The following is a 22940-nucleotide window of genomic DNA, read 5'->3' on the forward strand; positions in this document are numbered from 1 at the left end:
CCCGCTCAGCCGCCGAAATCGTCGAGCATGATGTTCTCGCGCTCGACGCCGAGATCGAGCAGCATCTTGATCACCGCAGCGTTCATCATCGGTGGCCCGCACATGTAGAACTCGCAATCCTCGGGCGCCGGATGGTCCTTCAGATAGTTCTCGTAGAGCACGTTGTGGATGAAGCCGGTGTAACCAGTCCAGTTGTCTTCCGGCAAGGGATCGGACAGCGCCAGATGCCACCTGAAGTTCGGGTTCTCCTCGGCCAGCTTGTCGAATTCCTCGACGTAGAAGGCTTCGCGCATCGAGCGCGCACCGTACCAGAAGCTGATCTTGCGCGTGGACTTCAGGCGCTTGAGCTGGTCGAAGATGTGCGAGCGCATCGGCGCCATGCCGGCGCCGCCGCCGATGAAGACCATCTCGTTCTCCGTATCGCGCGCGAAAAATTCGCCGAATGGCCCGTAGACCGTGATCTTGTCGCCCGGTTTCAGGTTGAAGACGAAGGAAGACATCTTGCCTGGCGGGATGTCGTCGCGGTTCGGCGGTGGCGAGGCGACGCGGATGTTGAACTTGACGACGCCCTTCTCCTCCGGATAGTTGGCCATCGAGTAGGCGCGGATGACCGGCTCGTCGACCTTGGAGACGAAGCGCCACATGTTGAACTTGTCCCAGTCGCCGCGATACTCGGGCTGGATGTCGAAGTCCTTGTAATGCACGGTGTGCGGCGGACACTCGAGCTGGACGTAGCCGCCGGCCCGGAAATCGACGTTCTCGCCTTCCGGCAGGCGCAGCGTCAGTTCCTTGATGAAGGTGGCGACGTTCGGGTTGGACTCAACCGTACACTCCCACTTCTTGACGCCGAAAACCTCTTCCGGCACCTCGATCTTCATGTTCTGCTTGACCGGCGTCTGGCACGACAGGCGCCAGCCCTCCCTGGCCTGGCGCTTGCTGAAGTGCGACTCCTCGGTCGGCAGCATGTCGCCGCCACCTTCGTGAACCTGGCACTTGCACTGGGCGCAGGTGCCGCCGCCACCGCAGGCGGACGACAGGAAGATGTTGTTGGCGGCCAAGGTCTGCAACAGCTTGCCGCCGGCCGGCACGGTGATGGTGCGCTCGCCGTTGATCTCGATGTCGACGTCGCCAGACGACACCAGCCGGGCCCGGGCGGCGATGATGAAGACCGCCAGCGCCAGCACGATGCCGGTGAACATGCCGATCGCGAGCAGGATTTCCTGAATGTTCATCCTCGCTCCCTTACAGTTGTATGCCCGAGAAGGACATGAAGCCCAGCGACATCAGGCCGATGGTGATGAAGGTGATGCCCAGGCCCTGCAGGCCGGCAGGCACGTCGCTGTACTTCAGCTTCTCGCGGATGCCGGCGAGCAGCGCGATGGCCAGCGCCCACGAGGCGCCGGAACCGAAGCCGTAAACCACGCTTTCCGAAAAGTTGTAGTCGCGTTCGACCATGAACAGCGAACCGGCCATGATCACGCAGTTGACGGTGATCAGCGGCAGGAAGATGCCGAGCGCGTTGTACAGGCTGGGCACGTACTTGTCGAGCAGCATCTCGAGGATCTGGACGATCGCCGCGATGACGCCGATGTAGGTGAGCAGGCCGAGGTAGGACAGGTCGACATCGGGCATGCCGGCCCAGGCCAGCGCACCGTCGCGCAGCAGGTAGGTATAGGCCAGGTTGTTGGCCGGCACCGTGATCACCTGGACGACGACGACCGCAATGCCGAGGCCGATGGCAGTTTCGACCTTCTTCGAAATGGCGATGAACGAACACATGCCGAGGAAGAAGGAGAGCGCCATGTTCTCGATGAACACGGTGCGGACAAAGAGACTCAACAGATGTTCCATTTCAGTAAACCTCCCGGTCGCTGACCTGCGGGGCCATGCGGAAAGCCGGTGCTTCGACCTGGTTCTTCTTCCAGGTACGCAACGCCCAGATGAACAGGCCGATCAGGAAGAAGGCCGATGGCGGCAGCAGCAGCAGACCGTTGGGCAGGTACCAGCCGCCGTCCTTGATCAGCGGCAGGATCTCGATGCCGAGCAGTTTGCCGGCGCCGAACAGTTCGCGGATGACGCCGAGCGCGACGAGCATCGTGCTGTAACCGAGGCCGTTGCCGATCCCGTCCCAGAACGACAGCATGGGCGGATTCTGCATGGCGAAAGCTTCGGCCCGGCCCATGACGATGCAGTTGGTGATGATCAGGCCGACGAACACCGATAGCTGCTTGGCCAGGCTGAAGGCGTAGGCACGCAGCACCTGATCGACGACGATGACCAGCGAAGCGATGATCACCATCTGCACGATCATCCGGATCGCCCCCGGGATCTGCGCCCGGATCAGCGAGATGAACAGGTTGGAGAAGGCCGTCACCAGCGTCAGCGCGATGGCCATGACCAGCGCCGTCTTGAGGTTGGAGGTGACGGCCAGCGCCGAGCAGATGCCGAGGATCTGCAAGGCGATCGGATTGTTGTTGAAGACCGGATTGAACAGGACTTCCTTGACGGTAGCTTGTTGTGCCATGCTCAGACTCCCTGCTGACGCAGCCTGGCGAGATAGGGACCGAAGCCCTGCTCGCCCAGCCAGAATTGCAACAATCGGTCGACGCCGTTACTGGTCAGCGTCGCACCGGCCAGCGCATCGACCTGATGGCCGGCATCCGGGCTGGCCGGATCGACCCCGCCCTTGACCACCTTGATGATCGGCCGGCCGGCATCGTCGAACAGCGTCTTGCCCGGCCACAGCGCCTTCCATTTCGGATTGTCCACTTCGCCGCCGAGACCCGGGGTTTCGGCATGCTGGTAGAAGCCCAGGCCGACCACGGTGTTGAGGTCGGCTTTCAGCGCAAGGAAACCGTGCAGCGTCGACCACAGACCGTAGCCGCGGATCGGCAGGATCAGCGATTCGATCCGGCCTTCCTGCTCGACCATATACACGGTGGTGAAGCGTTCGCGCCGCTTGATCAGCGCCTTGTCCGCCTCGCTGCTGAGTGCGGCGGACATCTTCGGGTCCTTGGCAGCCTTCAGCGGATCGAAACCGAGCGGATCGAACGCCGTCTGATACTCGCCGGTATCGAGATCGACCACGCGCGCCTTGATGCGGCTGCCGAAAACCTCCTTGACCTGTGCCGACGAGAGGTTGTCGCCCAGGCCGGCGATCGCCAGGATGCTGCGCTGCTTGTCGAGCAGGCGGTTCTCGAGCTGGACCGGCTTCAGCGCCACCGCCGAACCGGCCACGAAAACCGAAGCGACGAGGCTGACGGTCAACGCGACGAGCAGGGTGCGGACCGTGGATTCCTTATTGCTGGACATGGCGCGCCGCCCTCCGCTTGATGTTGGCCGTGACCACGAAGTGATCGATCAAGGGGGCACAGAGGTTGGCGAACAGGATCGCCAGCATCATGCCCTCCGGGAAAGCCGGATTGACCACGCGGATGAGCACCACCATGACGCCGATCAGCGCCCCGAAAATCCATTTGCCGGTATCGGTCATCGCCGCCGACACCGGGTCGGTGGCCATGAACACCATGCCGAACGCGAAGCCGCCAAGCACCAGATGCCAGTGCCAGGGCATGGCGAACATCGGATTGCTGGCCGAACCGACACTGTTGAGCAGCAGGCTGCAGCCGACCATGCCCAGCATGACGCCGCTGACGATGCGCCACGAGGCGATCCGGCTCAGCAACAGGACAGCACCGCCGATCAGGATGGCCAAGGTACCGGTCTCGCCGACCGAGCCCGGAATCGTGCCAAGGAAAGCATCCCACCAGCTCAGGCCGCCGGCCGTCACCGCGGCGATACCGCCCGCTGCCGCAGTGGCCAGCGGGGTGGCGCCGGTGAAACCGTCGATCGCCGTCCACACCGCATCGCCCGACAACTGCGCCGGATAGGCGAAGAACAGGAAAGCCCGCCCGGCGAGTGCCGGATTGAGGAAGTTCTTGCCGGTGCCGCCGAAGACTTCCTTGGCGATCACCACCCCGAAGCTGATGCCGAGCGCCACCTGCCACAAGGGAATCGACGGCGGCAGGATGAGTGCGAAGAGGATCGAGGTGACGAAGAACCCCTCATTCACCTCATGGCCGCGGATCGAGGCGAACAGCACCTCCCAGAAACCGCCGACGATGAAGGTGACGGCGTAGATCGGCAGGAAATAGGCCGCCCCATGCACCAGGTTGTCCCACAGGCTGGCCGGATCGAAGCCGGCGAACAGCGCGATCAGGGCAAGCCGCCAGTTGTCCTGCGCGGCCAGCAATTCCGGCTGGGCCGCAAATGCGCTGTTGGCCTGGAAACCGACGTTCCACATGCCGAAGAACATGGCCGGAAAAGTGCAGAGCCAGACGGTGATCATCATCCGCTTGAGGTCCAGGCCGTCGCGTACGTGGGCGGTGGTCCGGGTGACGCTGGCTGGCTTGTAGAGACCGGTATCGACCGCCTCGTAGAGGGCATACCATTTTTCGTAGCGGCCGCCCTTGTGAAAATGATGCTCGATGCTGTCGAGCCAGGAACGCAGCCCCATGCTCAACCCTCCTTCTCGATGCGCGTGAGGTTGTCACGCAGGATGGGACCGTACTCGTACTTGCCGGCGCAGACGTAGCTGCACAGCGCCAGATCCTCCTCGTCGAGCTCCAGGCAGCCCAGTTTCTGGGCCATCTCGGCGTCGCCGACGATCAGGTAGCGAAGCAACTGCGTCGGCAGGATGTCGAGCGGCATCACCGCCTCGTAGTTGCCGATCGGCACCATCGCCCGCGGACTGCCGTTGGTACTGGTCGTGAAGTTGAAGCGCTTGCCGGGCATCAGCTTGGAGAGGTAGAGGTTCATCACCGAATGCTTGTCCACACCCGCCCGCAGGTAGTGCAGGAATTCGCGGTCATGCCCCTCGGCCAGGCAGGAAACCTGCTGATGGTAGCGCCCGAGCCAAGCGCAGGCGCCGCGTGCGGTACGGCCGCCGAAGACCGAACCGGAAATCAGGCGCGGCTTCGCTCCGGCAGTCAGTTCGCCCGCCGTCAGATCGTCCAGGCTGGCGCCGAGGCGGCTGCGCAGCAAACGCGGCCGGGCAACCAGCGGACCACCAAGGGCGACGACGCGGTCGACGGCCAACTGGCCGGTGGCGAACAGGCGGCCGATGGCGATCACGTCCTGATAGCCGATCGTCCATACCGATTTGTGCGGCCCTACCGGATCGAGGAAATGAATATGCGTCCCGGCGAGACCGGCCGGATGCGGCCCGGCAAAGGACTCGACCTGAACTCGCTCCAGGCCGCTGCCGGGAATCGCAGCGCCGTCGGCAACGCACAGGAAAACCCTGGCCAGGCGCGCCAGCACGCGCAGCCCGCGGGTGAAATCGGCCGCCGCTTCGGCGATCACGACGGCCGGATCGGCGGCCAGCGGATGGGTATCGATCGCCGTCACGAAAATCGACGCCGGCACCGCATCGACGGCCGGCACCCGGCTGAAGGGACGGCTCCGCAACGCGGTCCACAACCCCGATTGCTGCAGGTTGTCGCGCACCATTTCGCTACTCAACCGATCGATCTGCGCCTCCGGATAGCAGGCGAAGCTGATTGCCTCGTCACCTTCCAGTTCGATCACCACCGATTGCAGCACCCGCTGCTCGCCGCGATGAATGGCACTGACGACGCCGGCACCCGGCGCCGTGAAATTGACGCCTGGCGTCTTCTTGTCGGAGAACAGCACCTGCCCCAGCTTGACCCGATCACCGACCTGTACGGCCATCGTTGGCTTCATCCCGTGGTAGTCGAAGCCGATGACCGCCACACTGCGTACCGGCCTGGCGGCCTCGATACGCTGCTCAGGCGCCCCGGTGATGGGCAAGTCCAGACCGCGTTTAATTCTGATCATTCGCTTAGCCCGAATTGAAATTGACCACGCAAGGCGGGAATTCATCTCGCCCGGACTCTGCCCCGGACGCCGCTCCCGTCCTTGCGACCTTGCATGCAACAACGTCAAAACCCGGGAGTTTACCGGCGACAGCGGCGGGCTGGAACCGCCGGGCTACAGATAATGGAATCGTGATATTCCATCAGGCAGGGCAATACGAATGCGCTGGACGAAAAAAAACACCCTGGCGGGTGTTTTTCTTCGTCGTCTGGCGGAGACGGAGGGAGTCACGGAAAGCTAAAAAACCTTTGTGGTGCGTGATTTTCAGAAACATTCCCCGAAAAGTTGCCCCAATAGTTGCCCCAGGATCAGAACAGATAACCTAAATCATCGGGAACCCAGTTTGTTATCACCAATTCCCGGCTAGCTGACCTGCCAGCACGGTCAACGCCCACACTGTATTTTATCTCCAACTCATAGAAATTTAGACCAGCAAAAGCCGCTCTGATGTCTGGATGATCATTGATGCTAACCATCACCTTTCCCCTGCAGCTTTGCATCGCGGCGGCCAGGCGCTGATACTCTTCGAACGGGAATGGAACGCCGTAGCCTTCTGTTTTCCAATACGGTGGATCTGCGTAGAAAAACGTGTGCGGCCGATCGTACCGATCAAGGCAATCAGCCCAGGGCAGATTCTCTACCGTCGTACTGGCCAGGCGGAGATGAGCCGCAGAAAGCGATTCACCAATACGGCATAGATCGATTGCCGGTGCTGTCGTTGCGGTCCCGAAACTCTGACTCTCGACACGCCCACCGAATGCGTGGTGCTGCAAGTAATAAAAACGCGCGGCACGCTGAATATCGGTAAGTGTTTCCGGTTTCGTGTCCTGCATCCATTTGAACACCTGGCGACTACTGATCGCCCACTTGAACTGCCTGACAAACTCCTCCAGGTGATGCTGAACCACCCGATACAGATTGATCAACTCACCGTTGACGTCGTTGATCACTTCGACCGGCGCTGGTTGCGGCCGAAGGAAATACAACGCCGCACCGCCAGCGAACAACTCGACATAGCACTCGTGCGGTGGAAACAGCGGGATCAGACGATCGGCCAAACGGCGCTTCCCTCCGATCCAGGGAATGATTGGTGATGACATGGGAGCCTTTCTCATTTGCATTTGTTTCGATAGACTTCCCCGGCCACGCGCGTGGTGGGTAAGCCTTGGCCAAGGCTCACAGCCGTTTCTGTGCGCTACGGCGGCCGGCAGGGTGCGCCAACACCCTGTCGGTCGCTTACTTCTCAATTTTTCAGTTTGTTTTCCCCTTCAGTTTTTCCGCCGACCGATAGGCGCCAAGGCCGAGAATCCCGGTCAAGATCACCCACAGTGCTTCGGTATCGATCATCGGCGGTGGCGCCAGGTCTGCGGAAACCCAGCCGGCGGCCTGCAAGGCGGACCAGCCCCAGGTGAGCATCGGATAGACGACGAACTGGTAGAGCATGGACAGCACACCAACCCAGCCAACCGCCGGGCGCCAACCTGCAACCCAGATGCTGGCGTGCGCGGCCTCGATCTTGTTTGTCTCGACCTGCCCCGCCATACGGCTGGTCTCCGCCTGGTAGCCTTCGAGCGCCAGGCGGGCACGCTCTTCGTCGCTTGTGAAGAGATCGTCGGCAACCTTGCCGACGGTTTCGACGATGCCGCCGATCAGTAGTGGATTCATGCCGCCTCCCGAAGCGTTCTGTTGACCCAACCGAGTAGAAACTTCTCCTGAGCCCGGTCACGCGTGACGATGTCGCGGTACCGTGCCAGCTTGGACAGGGCATAGATCGGTTTGAAGGTGGCGCCGTCGAGCTGGTTGAGTGCGGCCACGGTACGCGGGCCGAGCACGCCGTCCGGCGTGCTACCGGCAACAATCTGCGCGAGCTTGATGGCAACACCGGCGCCGGCGTTGACGGCGAAGTCGAAGAGGCTTTCTGCGACACCTTGGTCGAAGAGTTCGTCACCGCGCACGGTATTCCAGAAATTGTCGCGGTAGAACTCGCGGACGAGTTCGGTTTCCGGGATCTGGCCGGCGTCGATATCTCGCCAGCCGTGCCAGGCTGGCCAGCGGTTGCGGGCAATGCCGGCGTAGGTCTGGCCCCCCTTGTCGCCGTCCACCTTGTGCAGCTTGTAGCCGCCTTCGTTCCGGATCATTCGTTCATAAGCGGGCAGGAATTCAGCCATCACACCACCCCGATCTTTCTGAGCAGCAGCATGGCGAGCACGCCGGCCGCTGCCCAGGCTGCATTGGTAACCCAGCCGGTGGCCAGGCGCTGAACCGGCTGCGCCAGCTCCAGTTTGCGGACTCGGCCATCGATCTTGGCGAGCGCGGAAAAGGCGCGCTCCAGGGCATTGGCGGTGTTAGCGTGGCGCTCTTCCAGCCGCACCAGGCGTTCCAGCAGGTTTTTGACTTCGCCAACCTCTTCGCGCAGGTTGCGGACATCGGCGTGCAGCCGATCATTGGTTTCCATCACTACTCCTTTCCACTTGTGATCATCAGGGGCCGCCCTCGGCCGCCCAGGCGGCGGCCAGGTCGAATTCGGTGCAGTCTTCCAGGGCAGCCAGTGCATCAATACGTGCAGCAACCCGAGATTCGGCCGAGAAACAGGCTTGGACGTGTTCGCCGACGGCACGGCCAACAGCCTGCAGGGTGGGCACGTCGATTTGCACCCAGCCGTCCGGGGTTTTCCAGTCAATGCGCCGATCGGGGTCGAAGGCGGCAAGCTGTAGGGCGCTGCTGAGCATGGCCTGGTCATCCCTGCCAGTGCCGATGCGCTGCCCCTGGTACTCGATGCCGGCGGTTTCGCGGCCCCAGCGCCAGGCGGCCAGCTCGGCAATCAGGCCGGGTTTGCTCAGCGCCAGCGCAATGGCAGCGGCTTCGGTCGGGGTAGCGATGTGCCAGGCGCGGTAACTGCCGTCGTCAGACTCGACGAGGAGACGCCCATCGACCTCTTCGCCGATGCGATAGCGGGTCATCAATCGATCCTCCAGAGTTCGGACAGCTTGGCGCCACCCGAAGACGCCCCTGAAGTTCCCCCAAACAAATACAAGGCGTTGTTACACCCCACCATCGCCATGCGTGTGCGGGCGGAGGCCAAGCCGGTTGGCAACTGGGTCCATGTGTTGGCCAACGGATCGAATTGCCACAGCTCGTTTGTGGTTACCCCATTTGATGTTTGACCGCCATACACATACATCAGACCGCCGAGTTCGCACGAGGCATGCTCGCCACGAGCCGACGGCCCAGAGGCCATCTGATTTGACGTATTGCTTACCGGGTCGTGCTGCCAGCAAACACTGTAAAAAACATGAGGAGAGCCTGATACGTGCCCACCGAATTGATACGCCTTGCCACCGACCGAGACCCAGGTTCCATAGCCAATTCCGCCGGGCCAATTCCCCAGCGAAACCAGATTGGTTTGCGGGTCATAGACCCTCTTCGCTGGCGCCGTCGCACTGACACCCGTGATGTAGATTTGCTGCCCGATGGCGACATACTTCGGGTAATAGATATTTTCGGTGGCCAGTTGCTGCCAAACGCCGGTCGACAGGTCGTAGGAATAAACGCTGTTGCCGGCCCGGCAGTAAAGTTTCCCTGAGATATGGGCCAGGACGTTGCCTGCGTCCGACAGTAAGTAAGCAACATCCTCTGGACAATTCGCAAGCTGTGTCCAGGTGAGTGTCAGGGTATTGAGCTTCCAAAGCTCCCGATTACTGGTGCCGCTGGCGACAGTGCCGCCCAGGCAATAAATATCGCCACCCACCACGCACATGTGATGCCCCAGGCGTGCAGATGGCGGATTCGTTGTTGTCAGTTGCGTGTAGACGCCCGAGATGCTGGCGGCGGTGGAAAAGCTGCGCACCGTGCTCCATTCGGACCAGTCGAGCACCTCGCCACGATAGCGAACACGCCAGTAGTAGGTGCTACTTGCCGCCAGCTCAAGCGGAGGCTGGATGGAGGTAAGGTCAGACTGCGTTTCGCCGCTGTCCCAGAGCAAAGCGCCAAAGGCTGCATCACTGGCGATCTGCCACTGACTCGCATAGTGATAGTCGATCCCCGTCGGCCGCGAGCTGTAGCCTCCCGCCGCAAGGGTAACCAGTTCGGCCGACACGCCAGCCCCTTCGGCCGGAGAGGTTGGCACCGGCGAGCGAACGATGGCTGTGCTTTCGTCCGGCACGATGTTTCCGCCGCCGATGGTATAGGTGTATTCGATCACATCCGACAGCGCCTGCTCTGCCCGGCCGTAGACATTGAAGCTAGTGAACTTGAGACGGACGGTCTTGCCCACCAGCGCCGGGTCCAGGGCTTCGGACTTGACGATAGTGCCATCAATACGCACGAAGCGATCGCCAGCATTGTGCGTTTGCGCGGTCGAGTTCTGCAGAGCGCGCTCGGCCAACGTCAGGTCATAAGCCTGGCCACCGGTCAACGTCGCGGTGGTGTACGCCACGAACTCGTCACCGATCAGGCAGAGTGTCGCCAGCGCTGCCGCCTCGGCGGACGAACCGGACAGCAACTGCCCGGCGTTGCCCACAAGCTGGACCGAGGCCACGTCGCCAGCCGCCGCGCCGACAAAGGCACTCACGGTGCCATAGCGCGCCCCACCCCGTGCCGTACCAACGAACTGATAGTTGGCGTCATCCCAGCTTGCCCAGACGTTACAGCCGCCCCAGTGAGCCGATTGGCCGGTCACCGCAATCCAGACAGCGAGCTGCGACGACACCATGATGCCGGCCGGCTCGAAGGCCACGGGATCCGCGACATCACCGGGGGCCACGTAGTAGTCAATCGCCGCACCGGTTGCGCTGGCCACCCCGTAGCCTGCCGGCGTGGCAATGCCGATCGGTGCGTCTTCAGCGCGCACGGATAGCTCACCGTCTTCGTCTTCCTCGATCTCGATGATGCGCACCGGCACATGGTCCATGCCGAGCGGCAGGCAGGTCAGGGTGAGGCGGTCCATCGGCTCCAGCAGACAGAAGCGCCAGGGCAGACGAAACGTGTATTCGTTGAGCACATAGCCATAGCGCTGCAACCGGGTCTGGGCGATCTGCGCCGCCACTTCGGCGCGCGTCACCCCCTTGGCGACGATCTTCGGGGCGATGCGCTGACCGTAGGCCTCGATTCTGGCCAGGTCCTGGCGCTGCACGACATCGGTCGAGTAATCCAGTGCGCGCGATTGAAACTCGACCGAAACATCGTTGTAAGCGTCCTCGATTCCCTTGCCTTCCACAACCACCGGGCCGTCATCCTGCTCCAGGAAATCGGCATCGGTCAGGTCGTAACGGGGGGTCACATCCGGGGTATAGGTGATGCCGTTGCCGGTCAGCGCCTCGTCGCCATACGGCACCATCTTGAGCCGCCCATCGGACCAGATGACCGCGCTGTTGCTCAGCTCCGCCCATTCGGTCAACCAGTCGGCCATGGGGCGCCGCTCGTTCAGGATCGGCGAGAAAAGCAGGCCAGCGGCCAGCGTATAGGCGCGATAGGCTGTCATGTCGCCCAGACGCGCACCGGGGAATCCAGCCCCATAGCGAGCGTTCGCGAGGCTATCGGTAATGAACAAATGCGGCTGGGCGTCGTCATTGATCGACGCCAGCAGGCCGCGCACCTCGAAGGTCATGTTCGGCACGCTATTGCTGTTGCCGAGGTTGTAATTGGCACGCCCAAGCAGCGCCGTGCCCCGATAGTGCAGCGCGGCATCCGGATGATTGGCGGCAAGATGCGCCCACGGCGACTGATCCGCCGTGCCATGGAGAATGGTTTGCGACTGAGGGGCGCTACTGCCAGCGGCGGGCGGCAAGAAGCCCATCGTCAAGCCTTGGTCGACCTGCGTCTGCGATTCTGTACTGAGCAGTGTTGTGCCGTCCCAGGATCGCACTACACCGTCGATCGGCCCTTCGGTCAGTGCGGCTAAAAATGACGCCGTGTAGGTGTATGAGGTGTGCGAAATCGAACTGCCGCCACCCTTGCCAACATCCTCGCTGGTCGTATGGGCAATCGCCTTGAAATCACCATACCAGATGATGTTCGGCGAGACACGCTGGGTGCCATACAGAATTGTCACCGGCTGACCGTATGCACTGGACATCAAGCGGATGCCGGATAGACGTTCGTCCTCTGTGTGAATATCGCTGCCACCGCCGAACGACATTACATTCCCCTCATACGAAAAAAACGGACGGGACGAAACACCAGAGCGCACTGCTGAACGTCCGCCCGCTGAACCGTGCTACGCACCACGGCGTGAATCACCCAGGGCCACGCCGTGACGATGGCGCCATGGCCGAACGCGCGGCCGGTTTGCCAAAGCGCCACGTCGGCGGGTTGCGGGTTGGCAACTTCGTCCGCGAACCTCTGCACCCATTGCAGAAAACGTTCATCGTTGCGATGTAAATGCCAGTCGCGCGCGTAATCGCCGGGCTCGATGTGGGGTATCAGGCCGGTCCGGTGATAGACCTCGGCCAGCAGCATCGCGCAATCTACGCCGACCCCCTTGAGCCGTGCCCGCGAGTGGTAAGGCGTGCCCAGCCAGCTTTCCGCTTCTGACAGGACGGCACTCGACATCACAGGCTGGACCCCGCTACGGTTTCCGGTAACGGCACGTCCGGAAAGCCACCGAAGTTCGGCAGATTGGAAAGCGCTTCGCAGGCCGCGCGCGTCTTGAAACAGGCCTGTCGGAGCTTGACCTTCAAACCGGCCGGCGACGAGGGCAGCGCCTGCATGAGCACCAGCGTGCCGGTGGTGTCATGCGTCTTGATGCTCCGTGACACGCCCGTCAATGCGCCGGTCGTAAAGGTCACCACGCCACCGGAGAAACGTCCGATCTCATAGGCTCCCAGTGACAGTTCCAGCACCTGGCGCGTTGATCCCGCGCCACAGGTCAGCGTGTAGGGAATCGCCGATTTTCCGCAGGCCGAGCCGTAGAGCACATAGGGACAGCCCGGCTGATACAAGCGGCGCGGGATCTCGACATTGAGCAAAACGGATTCGGACTGAACGCTTAAATGCAGGCCGGCAATGCCAGCCACGGGCTTTGTCACCCGACCGTCGAACACGTGAACAGCGCCCGGCGAGGTGTCGCCCCACACGGCCATGATGGCGCGCTCGACACGCAGGGTGGCGCCGTACAGCCCGCCGTTGACCGCGAGTTCAAACAGGTTCGACGAACCAACCGCAAGCGGCTCATGGATGTCGACCTCCAGGGTATCCACCTCGATGCCGACGGTCAGCCGGGTACGGCCGCGCATAATGGCCACGGGCACGAACACATTCCCCAGATAGCTGATCGAGGTATCGGCGCCGGTCATACGAATGACAGCACCACTTCTGAGCACCAGGGTGTAAAGGTCCGCCATGTAGAAGCTGCCGGAATCCAGGATGGCGATCAGTTCGGGCGAGGCGCTCTTCACAGGGTTGTCAGCTCCACTTTCCTGGCGCTCCAGAGGTCATCTAGAAAACGCTCGAAGTCCTGCGCATCGTTCACGAAGCGCACCGTCAAGGTGACACCCTGGCCAGTAATGGCGTTGTCCGGATGTGTAAACTCGAAGGCCTCGAAAGCGCCTTTGCGGGCCAGGAAAAAATTCACCAGCGTTTGCAGTTCCGATTCCGCCCCGGCTCGCAGGAACTCAAATGCCAGCGCGATCCGCCACTTCGGTGCGGATCGCTGGGCCACGCGATATTCGTTGCCCGCCGTCGATCGACGGATCAACGTGCTGAACTCGGGCCGGTAGGTGGCCTCGATCTTGACGCCTGGGAGGTCGGGGAAAATGCTCACTTTGCAAAACCCCGGTGCAACTCTTTCAACGCCTTGTGCAGCGCCCCGCCTTCTCTGAGCGCGCGCTGCACGCCACGAGCATCCATCGCGGTCACGGCAATGCTCGGCGCGAAGACCGGGCCGGCGCTGGCTTGCGATTCGCCGGCGGCCAGGCCGCGAATCACGTTAGCGTATTTCTGCGGCAGCACCATTTCCTCTTCGTGTAGCTGGGTCATGGGGTTGAGGCCGGCAGGGATGTCGTACCCCCGGGAGGCCGAGGCGATGCGTCCACCCAGTGCAGACACCGCCGCAAAGACCGAGGCCATCGCGGCCAGGGCCAGGACAGGACCAACGATGGGGATCGGTGCCTGGGAGGCGGCAGCGCCGGTACCTGCCTGCACGGCGTTGGCAGTTGAAACCGCAGTCGTCTCGGCGGTTTTAGTGGCCACCACCGCAGCACTGCCGGCCAACTGCATCGCCTTTTCCTGACTGATGAAACCCAGTTTCGCCGCAAGCATCACGGCGTGCTGTTTCAGCCAAGTCTTGACCATGTCGCCGACCACCGAATTCGCAAACCAGCCGACCAGTTCCGTGCCGACGGCCTTGAACGCATTACGCCAGGTCAGTGTGCCGTTCATCATGGCCTGGATGCCGCTGTCCCAGAGGCTGGACATGCGGCTGCCCAGGGCGTCCCAGACCTGCCCTGATTCTTCCGCCAGGCGCTTTTGCTCGGCGCCGAGTCGGCCTTGCAGGCCGATGCGCGCGGTCTGGTATTGCTGCTCCAGCTCCAGCAATTGGTTCTTCAGGCGCGCCATTTCCTCGACGTTGGTTTCCGGGTCGGCCGCCAGCAACTGCAGCCGGGCTTCGGCGTAGGATCGGCGGATTTCGTAGCGCTGCTGCTCGAACTGGATCTCCTGCTGCAGGCGCTGTTCGTTGGTCGTCGCACCGACGGCCAGCGCCGCGTCGGCGGCAGCCCGCGCGGCATCGACTTCGCCCAGGGCGTATTGCTCGCCAAAGCGCCGGGCCTCGACATCCAACGCCTGCTGCTGGCGGGCGGCATCGCGCCAGACGACCACAGACAGGTCGGCAACCTTGCGCTCAATTGCCATCCGGTCCTTGCCGGAAAGATCGGCGTGATCAAGCAGCGTCCGCCAGTAGGCGAGTTCCTGAGCCTTGCTATATTCGCGCAGCGCATCCTTCTCTGCCGCCAAGCGTTTCTCTTCGGCCAGCGCGGCTTCGTAATACTGCATGTAGCTGGTGTCCGCTGGCGAAGGGGGTTTCTTGGTTGCCTTGGCCGGGTCCGTCTTGATCAGGTGCTCGGCGCTCTTGCCGTCGACCTTGGCAGCAACCGTCGGCGTGCCACCGGAGAAGATGTTCCAGATTCGCTCGCGAGTGCTGGCGGCTTTCTCGACCATGGTGTCGAACGCCTGCCCCCAGGCGCCGGAGATGACCCCGGTGATGCCGCGCAACTCTGCCGCAGCGCCGGCAAAATCCCCCGTGACCGCCTTGCCGATCGCCATGGCCATGGCGCGAATCGGCTCTGCCACGGAAACCACCAGAGCGTTCAGCGTTTCCCAGAGTACCGTCACGCCGGTCGTGACCAGATGAAACGCTGAGGCCAACCCACCCAGGGCGCCTCGGATAGCCACAACAGCAGCCGGGCCGATACTGACAAACCAGTTGGCCAGCGTCGCCAGGACCGGCATCAGCACGGTGCCGATGGTCTGCCAGATAGCGCGCAAGGTGGCGTCGACGCCCTTGCTGGCCACATCATATTCTTCAAACGCGGCGATGCTTTCATTCGTTACCGTAGCCGCCAGTGCCTGCTGGCGCTCGGTATTTTCTGCGATCAGCTCGCTGTTAATCTTGGCCAGGTCGCCAGCGATCTCGAAGCCTTTGCCGAACAAGGTGGTGGCGGCAATGGCGCGATCGGTCCCGGCCTTGTATTGTCCGGTCAGCTCGATGGCCTCGACCGTCAGCGCATTCAACGGCCGCAGATTCCCAGCGGCGTCGCGTGTGGCGAGCCCCACCGCCTGTAGCGCGGATTCGTCATTCTTGAGGTTGGCTGCCAGCTTCTGCGCCGCTGCCATGAAGGTTTCTACCTCAACCCCTTCGTCGGCCAGCGCCGCCTTGAGATTCCCGGCTTCGGTAGCGCTGATGCCCAGCGCCGCCGCCATGTCGATACTCTGCTCAGTCCATTCCTTGGCCTGCGCCACAGCTTCGCGGAAGACGGCGCCACCGGCGAGCACCGCACCGACGGCAATAAAGCGCTCCTGCAGCGCACCGAGGGGGCCGGTCATCCGGTTGATAGCTGTCTCGCCGTCATCGCCGAAACGCTTGAAGGCTTGACCGGCTTCGCGCAGCTTTTGACGCAAGGGTGAAATATCCCCGTCGACGGTGATGTTGGCCTTGTTGTCACTCATGATCAGAGGTCCAGAAAATCCAGTAGGGGGTCATCGGGGCGCCCTTCCATCACCGGCAGCCCGGCGGCCAGCGCTTCCTGCAGGGCGTCCTGCGGGCGTGCAGACGTTTGCACACGGGGTCGAGTCTCGGCGGGAATCCCGAGCGCCAGGGCGATACGGCGTAGCTGTTGCGGCGCGGGCGGGACGGTTTCCCAGTAGCGGGTCAAAATGAGAATCTGCGGCAGCGTTACGCATTGCTCAATGTGCTCCCAGGTCCAGCCGGTGCCTGAGGCGATGGCGGCGATAAGGGCGTCCCAGTCAATATCGCCGCCATCACTTTTCCCGGGTCGGCCCGGCCAGCCTCCACGACGGGCAAAGCATTTGCCACGGCGATGGCTTCGATCACCGGCGCCAGCGCCCAGAGCGGCACTGTCAGGCGCTCGATCACAGCCGGCGATTCCCGCAGGCCCAGTGCCAGAACACGAACGATGTCGTCGTACAGCGCTTCTTCGATTTGCCAGGCGGCAAAGCGCTGGGAGCAGCGCAGCAATGCCGGCACCAACTCGCGGGCGACACCGAACGGTACGGCCCGCACGCCATAGACACGCCCCTCCAGGACCACGACCGGGATACCGGCCAGACGCAGCAAGGCGCGCCGGGAAAGCCAGGCACGCACCACGGCCAGCAGCCGCGCCAGATAGCCGGCGGCGCGCGGCAGAGAAACGACGATGGTCGCCCCCATGATCAGAACAGACAGATATAGCCAAGCACGCCCGCCGCATTGGCGAAGGCTTCGGCTTCGAAGTCGTACACCGCGAAGTCGTCGCTCTTGAGCGGCAGGCCGAGCTTGCCGCTGACGCAACGGTTGAGCTTGCAGACGAGGTTCTTGCCGTCGTAACCGTTCTGCAGCAGCAGGGTGAAGCTGGGCGTGTAGCCCATGGTCTCGTTGGTCATCGTCCAGACCTTGCCGCCGGTGGACGCGCTGTATTCGTAGCTGATGGCGACGCCCTTGCCCTGGTCGGCGGCGGCAAAGGTGTAGATACCGGTGGCTGGATCGACCTGGTATTGGCCGGTACCCGGTGCGTTGGCAACGCGGTCGAGCTGGGCACCGGTCGCGGCAAACATGACGCCAAGGTCGCCGACAAAATCACCCGTATTGGGCGGGGCGATGGTCAGGGTGTAGGGCGCGTCAGCCGGAATGCTGGCGCCGGCATCGAACACCGCCGCCTTGATGCCGGACGTTGCGGCCTTGCCGAAGAAGAGGCTGCCGAGAATGCCGCCGTCGATCTCGGCATACTTGGCCTTGATCTCGGTCTTGCCCTTACCCTGACCGACGGCGATCGGGTAGCGCTTGGAGCCGTAGAGGGTCTTGATTTCCACCGACAGATCGAGCGAGACATCCTGCATGGTGCCGAGGATGACGGGGGTCGGGGTGGCGATGGCGGTGCCGTCGGCCAGGTTGGTGGGGACGGCAATCAGCTTGCCGGTGCCGAAGTTGATCATGGTGCGTTTCTCCTAGGTGACGGCCCGGGTGAGGTTGCCGGGCCGGACGAACAATTGAATCTGGTAGCGGGCGGTCAGCCGGGCCGAGGGGAAATCGGCGACGGCGGTCTGAATTTCGGTGCCGGTGCAGCGCAGGCCACGGCCGGCGGTGGCAAGTTGCGGGTCAGCCAGCAGGACGTCGTGAGCGTCCATGTGCAGGGCGTCGGCTTCGGTCTCGCCGCCCTGTACATTGCATTCGAGGGTGAAGGCGAGGATGTGACGCTCGCCACCGTTGCCGATGGCGTCGGCGCCGGTGTCCTGGCGACGGATGTTGAGGGCGGGGAGTTCGTCGTCGGCATAGGCGTCGTCGCGGGCGCGGTCGACGCGGTCGTCGGCTGGGGTGGCAGCCAGCAGCGCGGTCTGCACCCGGGCAAGGGCTTGCTCGAAAACGCTGGCGGCCATCAGGCTTTCTCCAGTGGGACGGTCAGCTCCAGCCCGTCCTGCCCGGGCTGTGGGGTTTCGCGGGCGGTGTAGGTAACGCCACCGACCACGAAGCGGTCACCCCGCCGCACTGCCGGGAAGGCGCCAGCGGGAAAGCGCAGCAGGTAATCCGTAGCCAGCACCTGCTCGCCAAACAGCGCCATGCCGGGCTGGTCGAGAATGACCCGCCCGGGCGTGACGGTGCCGCCCCCCTTGGGGGTATGGCTAGCATCTACGGCCGGAAAACCGGCGTAGAAAAGGTGCAGGTCAGCAGCCGGATTCATTCGCCGCCCTCGCCTCCCTTGCTGGCTTCTGCTGCGGCCTTGGCCTTGGCGGCGGCCAGTTCCTGGGCGGCTTTGACCATTTCCTTGCTGGCCGTGTAGCGGCCTTCGCGGGTCGGGTCATCTTTCTTGTCCAGGTAGAGGGCGCGGCCGTTGCTGGCCAGCTTGCTGGCGACGTCCTTGGGCACGTCGACCACGTCGCCGATGGATTGGTCGACACCGCCCCGGTCGTCGCCGTAGTTGACGATGCAGGGCTCGATGATGAGTTGCTTCATTGCGTGTTCCTTTCATGCGCCCCGGCCAAGGCCGGGGCAAGGGGTTAGCTGGTGAGGGCGTCTTTCATGGCCGCAAAGCTGGCCACCTGGCGCAACTGGACGTCGACGTCCTGCAGGGCGACGACGCGGCGGGTGCCGGAGGTGGCGCCGGTGTAGGGATCGAGCATCACGTCCAGGCCGCCCCACATGCCGATCAACAGGTCGACCCAGTTGCCGATGGCGACGGCGGAGCAGACGCCGGAACTCGTGCCCTTGGTCAGGTTGCCTGGCATGGCGTTGGTGACGACGGCGTCGTAGCCGAGCACGTCGCCGATGCCGCGCTCGCGGCCCTTGCCCCAGACGGCCTTGCCGTTGGTGCTGGCGAACTCCTGCGTCTTCCGGAGCTTGCCGCGCACCTTGGCGTTGGCCAGGTAGGCGAGATTCCCCACGTCGGCATTGGCGGTGCCGATGGCGGTTTCGAGGTCGACGCAGTGCTCGTAGGTGATTGCCGCGCCGTTGGTGCCACCGGCGACGCTGCCGATGCCGGAAGTATTGAGCAGGCCGGTCGGTTCGTTACTGGCGCCGCTGCCATTGATGGCGGCGGCCTGGATGGCCTGGCCGATGATGGCGGCGAGGTCGGCACGGACGAAGGCTTCGACGTCGATCGAGGACTGCAGCAGCAGGCGCCGACTGTAGTCGGTAAAGGCGCCGACGGTGTGCGGGGTAAGCACGACCTGGCCGAAGGCTGCGGCGGATTCGGTGGGCGCGCCGCCTTCGGCAACCCAGTAGGCGCTGGTGGTGCCGGTAGCGCTGGGAATGGCAACATTGCCATTCAGATCCCGCAGCCAGGTGACGCCGAGCTTGTCGAGGATCATCGCGTGCCGCAACAGCTCGATGAAGCTGGAGCCAAGCAGTTCGGTGGCAACAAGGTTGCCACCGGCGCCGGCGGTGCCGGCGACCAGGTCGCGGTAATAATTCATGGCTTCGCTGCTGGTGCGCTGCGCCTTGGCGAGTAGCTGGCGAGCCACCGCCTGGGCGACGCCTTCACCCATCATGATGCCGCGCGAGAGCACGTCGATCGGGATGGTGACGGCGGCTTCGCGGGTTTTGTCGCGGCTGTCGCCGCGCTTGTCCTGGGCGGCGCGGCTGCATTCGGTTTCGAACGGGGCCAGGTCTTTGGCGTGCGCCGGGTCAGAGGCGGCCAGCAGGGCGCGGCAGAAACTGAAGTTTTCGATGTCGCGGCGGCTCATGCCGATTTCGGGAGACTCCGCCGTGCGAATCTTGCCCTTATCCTGCAGCTTGCCGAGGACGAGCTGGCGGAAGGCGTCAAGCGAGGTGCCGGCGTCGATGGCTTCATCGGCCAGGCCGGCCATCTCGAACTGACGGCCGAGGGCGCGAATGTTGCGGGCGCGTTCGCGTTCGGCGGCGAGCGGGTCGGCGGGATTGCCGGGCGGGGTAGCGGTGGCGCCGAGGGCGCGGTTGGCGGTCTGTTGGTCAGCCGCCGGGGTTTCAACCACGGTAGTCATGCTGCGTTCTCCTTGGGAGGGGTTGGCCCCGGCGGCCGGGGCGTTGAGGTCAATCACGCGGTAGCGGGATTGGGGGTTCTGGGGGTCGGGCGCGTCCAGGCCACGGCCGAGGCCGACGGTGGCATCGGCAGGGATGTCGACGAGAGAGATTTCGAAGGGCGTCCATGACGTGACGCGGTATTCGTCCGGCTTCCCCTCGCCGTTGGCCTTGACCAGCGTGCGTTCGTTGATCAGGTAGCCGATGGAGACGTTCTTCACCAGCCCGTCGCCGATGTCCTGCCGTAGATCGGCCAGGGCTTCCCGGCGGCTCAACGTAATATCGGAAATCAGGCGCATGCCTTCGAGCCACGATTTCTCACTGACGCCGATGCCGGCGAGCGGCGTGTTGCCGACAGCGGTGCGGCGGTCGTGATTAGCAAGCACCGGGGCGCCGTCGTTGAGGCGCGTCAGATCCACTTCGCCGTCCTGGTGGCCGAGAACTTCAATCCACGGTTCATCCCACCAGCTACTGCGCAGGTAGGGAGCTTCGGATGAGACCGAGAGGCGCAGACGGAGCAGGCCATCGTCGGCCTGCCCTTCCTCGACGGCGCGGATGGTGAGGGTGGCTGGCAGGCTGCGGTGCAGCACGCCTTCGACGCGCTGGCGCCTCTGGACGGGAACGGTTTCAGTCGTCATTGCTGGGCTCCTTTTCTTTTTTCGGCGGGGTGGTCTTGTCGTCGCCCTCCTCCCCCTCTTCTTTCTCGTCTTTCGGCGGAGTACCGCTGGAGGCGATCGGGCCGTAGAGGGCGTCTTCGGTTTGGACTTCGGCCGCGATTTCGTCGGGGTCGTCGCCGCGTTCGAGGATGATTCGGCGGCGGCTGGTGAGCTTGAGACGCAGGGCGATTTCGGCGGCCTGCATTTCCTTGACCGGGTCGATGCCGGCCCAGCGGCGCGGCTGCCAGGTGGCGGCGGCGAGGTAGCGATCCAGGTGCTCGGGCTTGAGGCCGGGGGTATTGAGCACCAGGTAGGGCAGCACAAACGGAAAGACTTCGGCGTGCAGCCAGGTGATCAGGTCGCTCTGGATTGTCTTGTAGTGCTCGCGCTCTTCGACGATGCCGACGCGGGCGCTGGAGTAATTGACCGCTTCGAGGTCGTTGCCGGCCGAGACGTAGGACATGCCGCGCGCGGCGGCCCAGCCCCGGACGTGTTGCTTGATGTAGGCGTCGGCGCTGATCGACGGCCACTTGGATTCGTAGGGGCGGAAGTCAACGCCCTGCGGCAGGGTGTCGAACTGACCCGGCACCGTACTGGCGTATTTTTCGGCGGCGGCGGTGATGCTGCGGATTTCGTCGGGCGTCAGCACCTTGCCGGCGGCCTTGGCGGCTTCGAGAACACCGGAAATGACGGTGTCGGCGAAACCGCTCGGCGCGTCGCCGTCCGGCGTGACAAAGAAGCCCTGGCGCTTGGCGGCGTTGCTGGAGGCGACGGCTGCCGCCTCTTCGAAGTCGCTGAGCATCCACAGGCGGCGAGCGCCGGCAGAAAGCCAAGGGAAGCCGCGCAACTGGCCGATCTCCCGGCGCAGGAAGCGGTGGCGGATTTCGGCAGCCGGCACGCGCAGGTGGCGGCCGACGGTGATCAGGTCCGAGGGCTGGTCGCCGGTCTTGTTGGCGCGCAACCAGTAGGCGACGGGCTTGCCGTCGTCGTCGATCTCGACACCCATGCGGACGCGGTTGCCGCCGTAGTCGCGGCGCAGGTTGACGTCGAGCAGGTCGGCGGCGAGGAGTTGAATCTGAATGCCCATCGGCCCTGCCCCTGGCCGCAGCCGGTAGAGCAGTTCGCCGTCTTGCGGCAGGCTGGCGAGCGCGAGGGATTCGACTTCGCGCCAGGGCATACCGGCAACATCGGCGGCGGCGCACCACTTGGCCCAGGCGCCTTCGAGCAGCGTGTTGGTGGCATCGTCCGGCTGGCCGTTGCGTTTCTTGAGCCGCATCTGCAGGACGATGCCGGCGGCGCCGAGGACGTTGTCGTCGAGCTTGATCAGGTAGTTGGTGGCCCACTCGTTGTTGCGCGCCTGGCCGCGCGCACGGCTGCGCAGGGTGGGCAACTGGCGGGCGAGGTCGTCATTGATTGGGGCGGCGTGCGTCGGCCAGCTATCGGTCCAGGCAGGGGTCTCGGCGGCTTCGAAGCTGCGCTGCCGGAGTTCGCCCAGGCGGGCACCGGCTGCATGCTGGCCAGCGGCCCGCACGGCGGAATCCAGCCAGGCGGCACGGTCGGCAGCGGTTTCGCGGGGACTGAAGAGCTTGGAGAGGATTCCCATATCAGCCCCGGTAATAGACGCGACCGGGCACGCTACCGCCGCTCAGCAGAGCCAGGGCGGCGCGATCCTTGACGACGGCGCGGCGGTAGAAGGCAATCAGCTTTTCCAGCTCTTCCACCGAGCGGAATTTCATCTTGCGACCGGCCACCTCGTATTCCGCGACCACGCTCTGCCCGCTGGCGACGTGTGCGGCGAGCGCGGCCTCGGCATCGGCCAGCGCTTTTTCGTTGGCGCTACGGCCATCGTGAGCGGTGGCGGCAGAGAGGTCCGGCAGGATGCTGACGGGGTGAGCGGCAAGCGTGACGCGCTCGCCGGTGCGTTCGACAAAGGACACCAGCGTTGCCGCGCCGGCAGTCCAGGACGCGGTATCGGTCGACGACAGGGAAACCACGTAGGTCTCACCGTCGATCGTGGTGGGGATATCGACGGCAGCACCCGTTGCCGGCCAGAGCAACCGGTACTTCAACAGCCAGCCGTCAGCCGGCAGGTAAGCTGTTAGGTGCTGGGTCCAGTCGGCGGAGTCGCCAGCGCGAAAGGTCGTTGGGGTGTCCATGCCCGGCAGATTGCCGGGCATGGGTGGACA

At 63.7% G+C, this 22940-nt stretch carries 25 protein-coding genes; all 25 read right to left on the minus strand.

Annotated features, from left to right (window positions below; all coding sequences use genetic code 11):
• Positions 1-5 precede the first annotated feature (5 nt).
• Positions 6-1232, minus strand: a complete 1227-nt coding sequence (gene nqrF, locus ACLIIZ_RS03475; RefSeq protein WP_416690811.1) for an NADH:ubiquinone reductase (Na(+)-transporting) subunit F — start codon at positions 1230-1232, stop codon at positions 6-8.
• 10 nt (positions 1233-1242) lie between these two features.
• The gene (gene nqrE, locus ACLIIZ_RS03480) at positions 1243-1839 is read right to left on the minus strand and encodes an NADH:ubiquinone reductase (Na(+)-transporting) subunit E (RefSeq protein WP_465221433.1); all 597 of its coding nucleotides are present in this window, start codon (positions 1837-1839) and stop codon (positions 1243-1245) included.
• 13 nt (positions 1840-1852) lie between these two features.
• Positions 1853-2524 carry an NADH:ubiquinone reductase (Na(+)-transporting) subunit D gene (locus ACLIIZ_RS03485; RefSeq protein ID WP_416690812.1) on the minus strand — a complete coding sequence of 224 codons (672 nt, stop codon included), beginning with the start codon at positions 2522-2524 and terminating at the stop codon, positions 1853-1855.
• Between the two features lie 2 nt (positions 2525-2526).
• Positions 2527-3312, minus strand: coding sequence for a Na(+)-translocating NADH-quinone reductase subunit C (locus tag ACLIIZ_RS03490; protein WP_416690813.1), 786 nt, complete (start codon positions 3310-3312; stop codon positions 2527-2529).
• Complete coding sequence (locus ACLIIZ_RS03495; RefSeq protein ID WP_416690814.1) at positions 3299-4516, minus strand: NADH:ubiquinone reductase (Na(+)-transporting) subunit B; 1218 nt, start codon at positions 4514-4516, stop codon at positions 3299-3301. Before ACLIIZ_RS03495 ends, ACLIIZ_RS03490 begins: the two co-directional genes overlap by 14 nt.
• Positions 4517-4518: 2 nt before the next feature.
• Positions 4519-5859 carry a Na(+)-translocating NADH-quinone reductase subunit A gene (locus ACLIIZ_RS03500; protein WP_416690815.1) on the minus strand — a complete coding sequence of 447 codons (1341 nt, stop codon included), beginning with the start codon at positions 5857-5859 and terminating at the stop codon, positions 4519-4521.
• A gap of 347 nt (positions 5860-6206) precedes the next feature.
• Positions 6207-6998: a DNA adenine methylase gene (locus tag ACLIIZ_RS03505; RefSeq protein ID WP_416690816.1), complete on the minus strand. Its 792-nt coding sequence runs from the start codon at positions 6996-6998 to the stop codon at positions 6207-6209.
• Between the two features lie 151 nt (positions 6999-7149).
• Complete coding sequence (locus ACLIIZ_RS03510) at positions 7150-7563, minus strand: 3TM-type holin (protein WP_416690817.1); 414 nt, start codon at positions 7561-7563, stop codon at positions 7150-7152.
• Entirely contained in the window at positions 7560-8066 is a 507-nt protein-coding gene (locus ACLIIZ_RS03515; protein ID WP_416690818.1) for a glycoside hydrolase family 108 protein, read from the minus strand. Before ACLIIZ_RS03515 ends, ACLIIZ_RS03510 begins: the two co-directional genes overlap by 4 nt.
• Positions 8066-8353, minus strand: coding sequence for a hypothetical protein (locus ACLIIZ_RS03520; RefSeq protein ID WP_416690819.1), 288 nt, complete (start codon positions 8351-8353; stop codon positions 8066-8068). Before ACLIIZ_RS03520 ends, ACLIIZ_RS03515 begins: the two co-directional genes overlap by 1 nt.
• A gap of 25 nt (positions 8354-8378) precedes the next feature.
• Entirely contained in the window at positions 8379-8858 is a 480-nt protein-coding gene (locus tag ACLIIZ_RS03525; protein ID WP_416690820.1) for a DUF4376 domain-containing protein, read from the minus strand.
• Positions 8858-12034, minus strand: a complete 3177-nt coding sequence (locus ACLIIZ_RS03530) for a Kelch repeat-containing protein (protein WP_416690821.1) — start codon at positions 12032-12034, stop codon at positions 8858-8860. The genes ACLIIZ_RS03525 and ACLIIZ_RS03530 overlap by 1 nt, the downstream gene beginning before the upstream one ends.
• Positions 12034-12447, minus strand: a complete 414-nt coding sequence (locus ACLIIZ_RS03535; protein ID WP_416690822.1) for a C40 family peptidase — start codon at positions 12445-12447, stop codon at positions 12034-12036. The genes ACLIIZ_RS03530 and ACLIIZ_RS03535 overlap by 1 nt, the downstream gene beginning before the upstream one ends.
• The gene (locus ACLIIZ_RS03540) at positions 12447-13292 is read right to left on the minus strand and encodes a DUF2163 domain-containing protein (RefSeq protein WP_416690823.1); all 846 of its coding nucleotides are present in this window, start codon (positions 13290-13292) and stop codon (positions 12447-12449) included. The genes ACLIIZ_RS03535 and ACLIIZ_RS03540 overlap by 1 nt, the downstream gene beginning before the upstream one ends.
• Positions 13289-13657 carry a DUF2460 domain-containing protein gene (locus ACLIIZ_RS03545; protein ID WP_416690824.1) on the minus strand — a complete coding sequence of 123 codons (369 nt, stop codon included), beginning with the start codon at positions 13655-13657 and terminating at the stop codon, positions 13289-13291. The genes ACLIIZ_RS03540 and ACLIIZ_RS03545 overlap by 4 nt, the downstream gene beginning before the upstream one ends.
• The gene (locus ACLIIZ_RS03550) at positions 13654-16059 is read right to left on the minus strand and encodes a hypothetical protein (protein ID WP_416690825.1); all 2406 of its coding nucleotides are present in this window, start codon (positions 16057-16059) and stop codon (positions 13654-13656) included. Before ACLIIZ_RS03550 ends, ACLIIZ_RS03545 begins: the two co-directional genes overlap by 4 nt.
• Before the next feature lie 2 nt (positions 16060-16061).
• Positions 16062-16265 carry a hypothetical protein gene (locus ACLIIZ_RS03555; protein ID WP_416690826.1) on the minus strand — a complete coding sequence of 68 codons (204 nt, stop codon included), beginning with the start codon at positions 16263-16265 and terminating at the stop codon, positions 16062-16064.
• Between the two features lie 20 nt (positions 16266-16285).
• On the minus strand, positions 16286-16780 hold the full coding sequence (locus ACLIIZ_RS03560) for a hypothetical protein (protein WP_416690827.1): 495 nt from the start codon (positions 16778-16780) through the stop codon (positions 16286-16288).
• 2 nt (positions 16781-16782) lie between these two features.
• Entirely contained in the window at positions 16783-17541 is a 759-nt protein-coding gene (locus ACLIIZ_RS03565; RefSeq protein ID WP_416690828.1) for a hypothetical protein, read from the minus strand.
• Positions 17542-17553: 12 nt separating this feature from the next.
• Positions 17554-17982 carry a hypothetical protein gene (locus ACLIIZ_RS03570; RefSeq protein ID WP_416690829.1) on the minus strand — a complete coding sequence of 143 codons (429 nt, stop codon included), beginning with the start codon at positions 17980-17982 and terminating at the stop codon, positions 17554-17556.
• The gene (locus ACLIIZ_RS03575; RefSeq protein WP_416690830.1) at positions 17982-18284 is read right to left on the minus strand and encodes a head-tail joining protein; all 303 of its coding nucleotides are present in this window, start codon (positions 18282-18284) and stop codon (positions 17982-17984) included. Before ACLIIZ_RS03575 ends, ACLIIZ_RS03570 begins: the two co-directional genes overlap by 1 nt.
• The gene (locus ACLIIZ_RS03580) at positions 18281-18556 is read right to left on the minus strand and encodes a hypothetical protein (protein WP_416690831.1); all 276 of its coding nucleotides are present in this window, start codon (positions 18554-18556) and stop codon (positions 18281-18283) included. The genes ACLIIZ_RS03575 and ACLIIZ_RS03580 overlap by 4 nt, the downstream gene beginning before the upstream one ends.
• A gap of 44 nt (positions 18557-18600) precedes the next feature.
• Positions 18601-20736 carry a phage major capsid protein gene (locus tag ACLIIZ_RS03585; protein ID WP_416690832.1) on the minus strand — a complete coding sequence of 712 codons (2136 nt, stop codon included), beginning with the start codon at positions 20734-20736 and terminating at the stop codon, positions 18601-18603.
• Positions 20726-22357, minus strand: coding sequence for a phage portal protein (locus tag ACLIIZ_RS03590; protein ID WP_416690833.1), 1632 nt, complete (start codon positions 22355-22357; stop codon positions 20726-20728). The genes ACLIIZ_RS03585 and ACLIIZ_RS03590 overlap by 11 nt, the downstream gene beginning before the upstream one ends.
• A gap of 1 nt (position 22358) precedes the next feature.
• Positions 22359-22931, minus strand: coding sequence for a hypothetical protein (locus ACLIIZ_RS03595; RefSeq protein ID WP_416690834.1), 573 nt, complete (start codon positions 22929-22931; stop codon positions 22359-22361).
• Positions 22932-22940 lie beyond the last annotated feature (9 nt).

Origin of the sequence: Azonexus caeni, assembly GCF_048146105.1 — a bacterium.
Classification (GTDB): domain Bacteria; phylum Pseudomonadota; class Gammaproteobacteria; order Burkholderiales; family Rhodocyclaceae; genus Azonexus; species Azonexus aromaticus_B.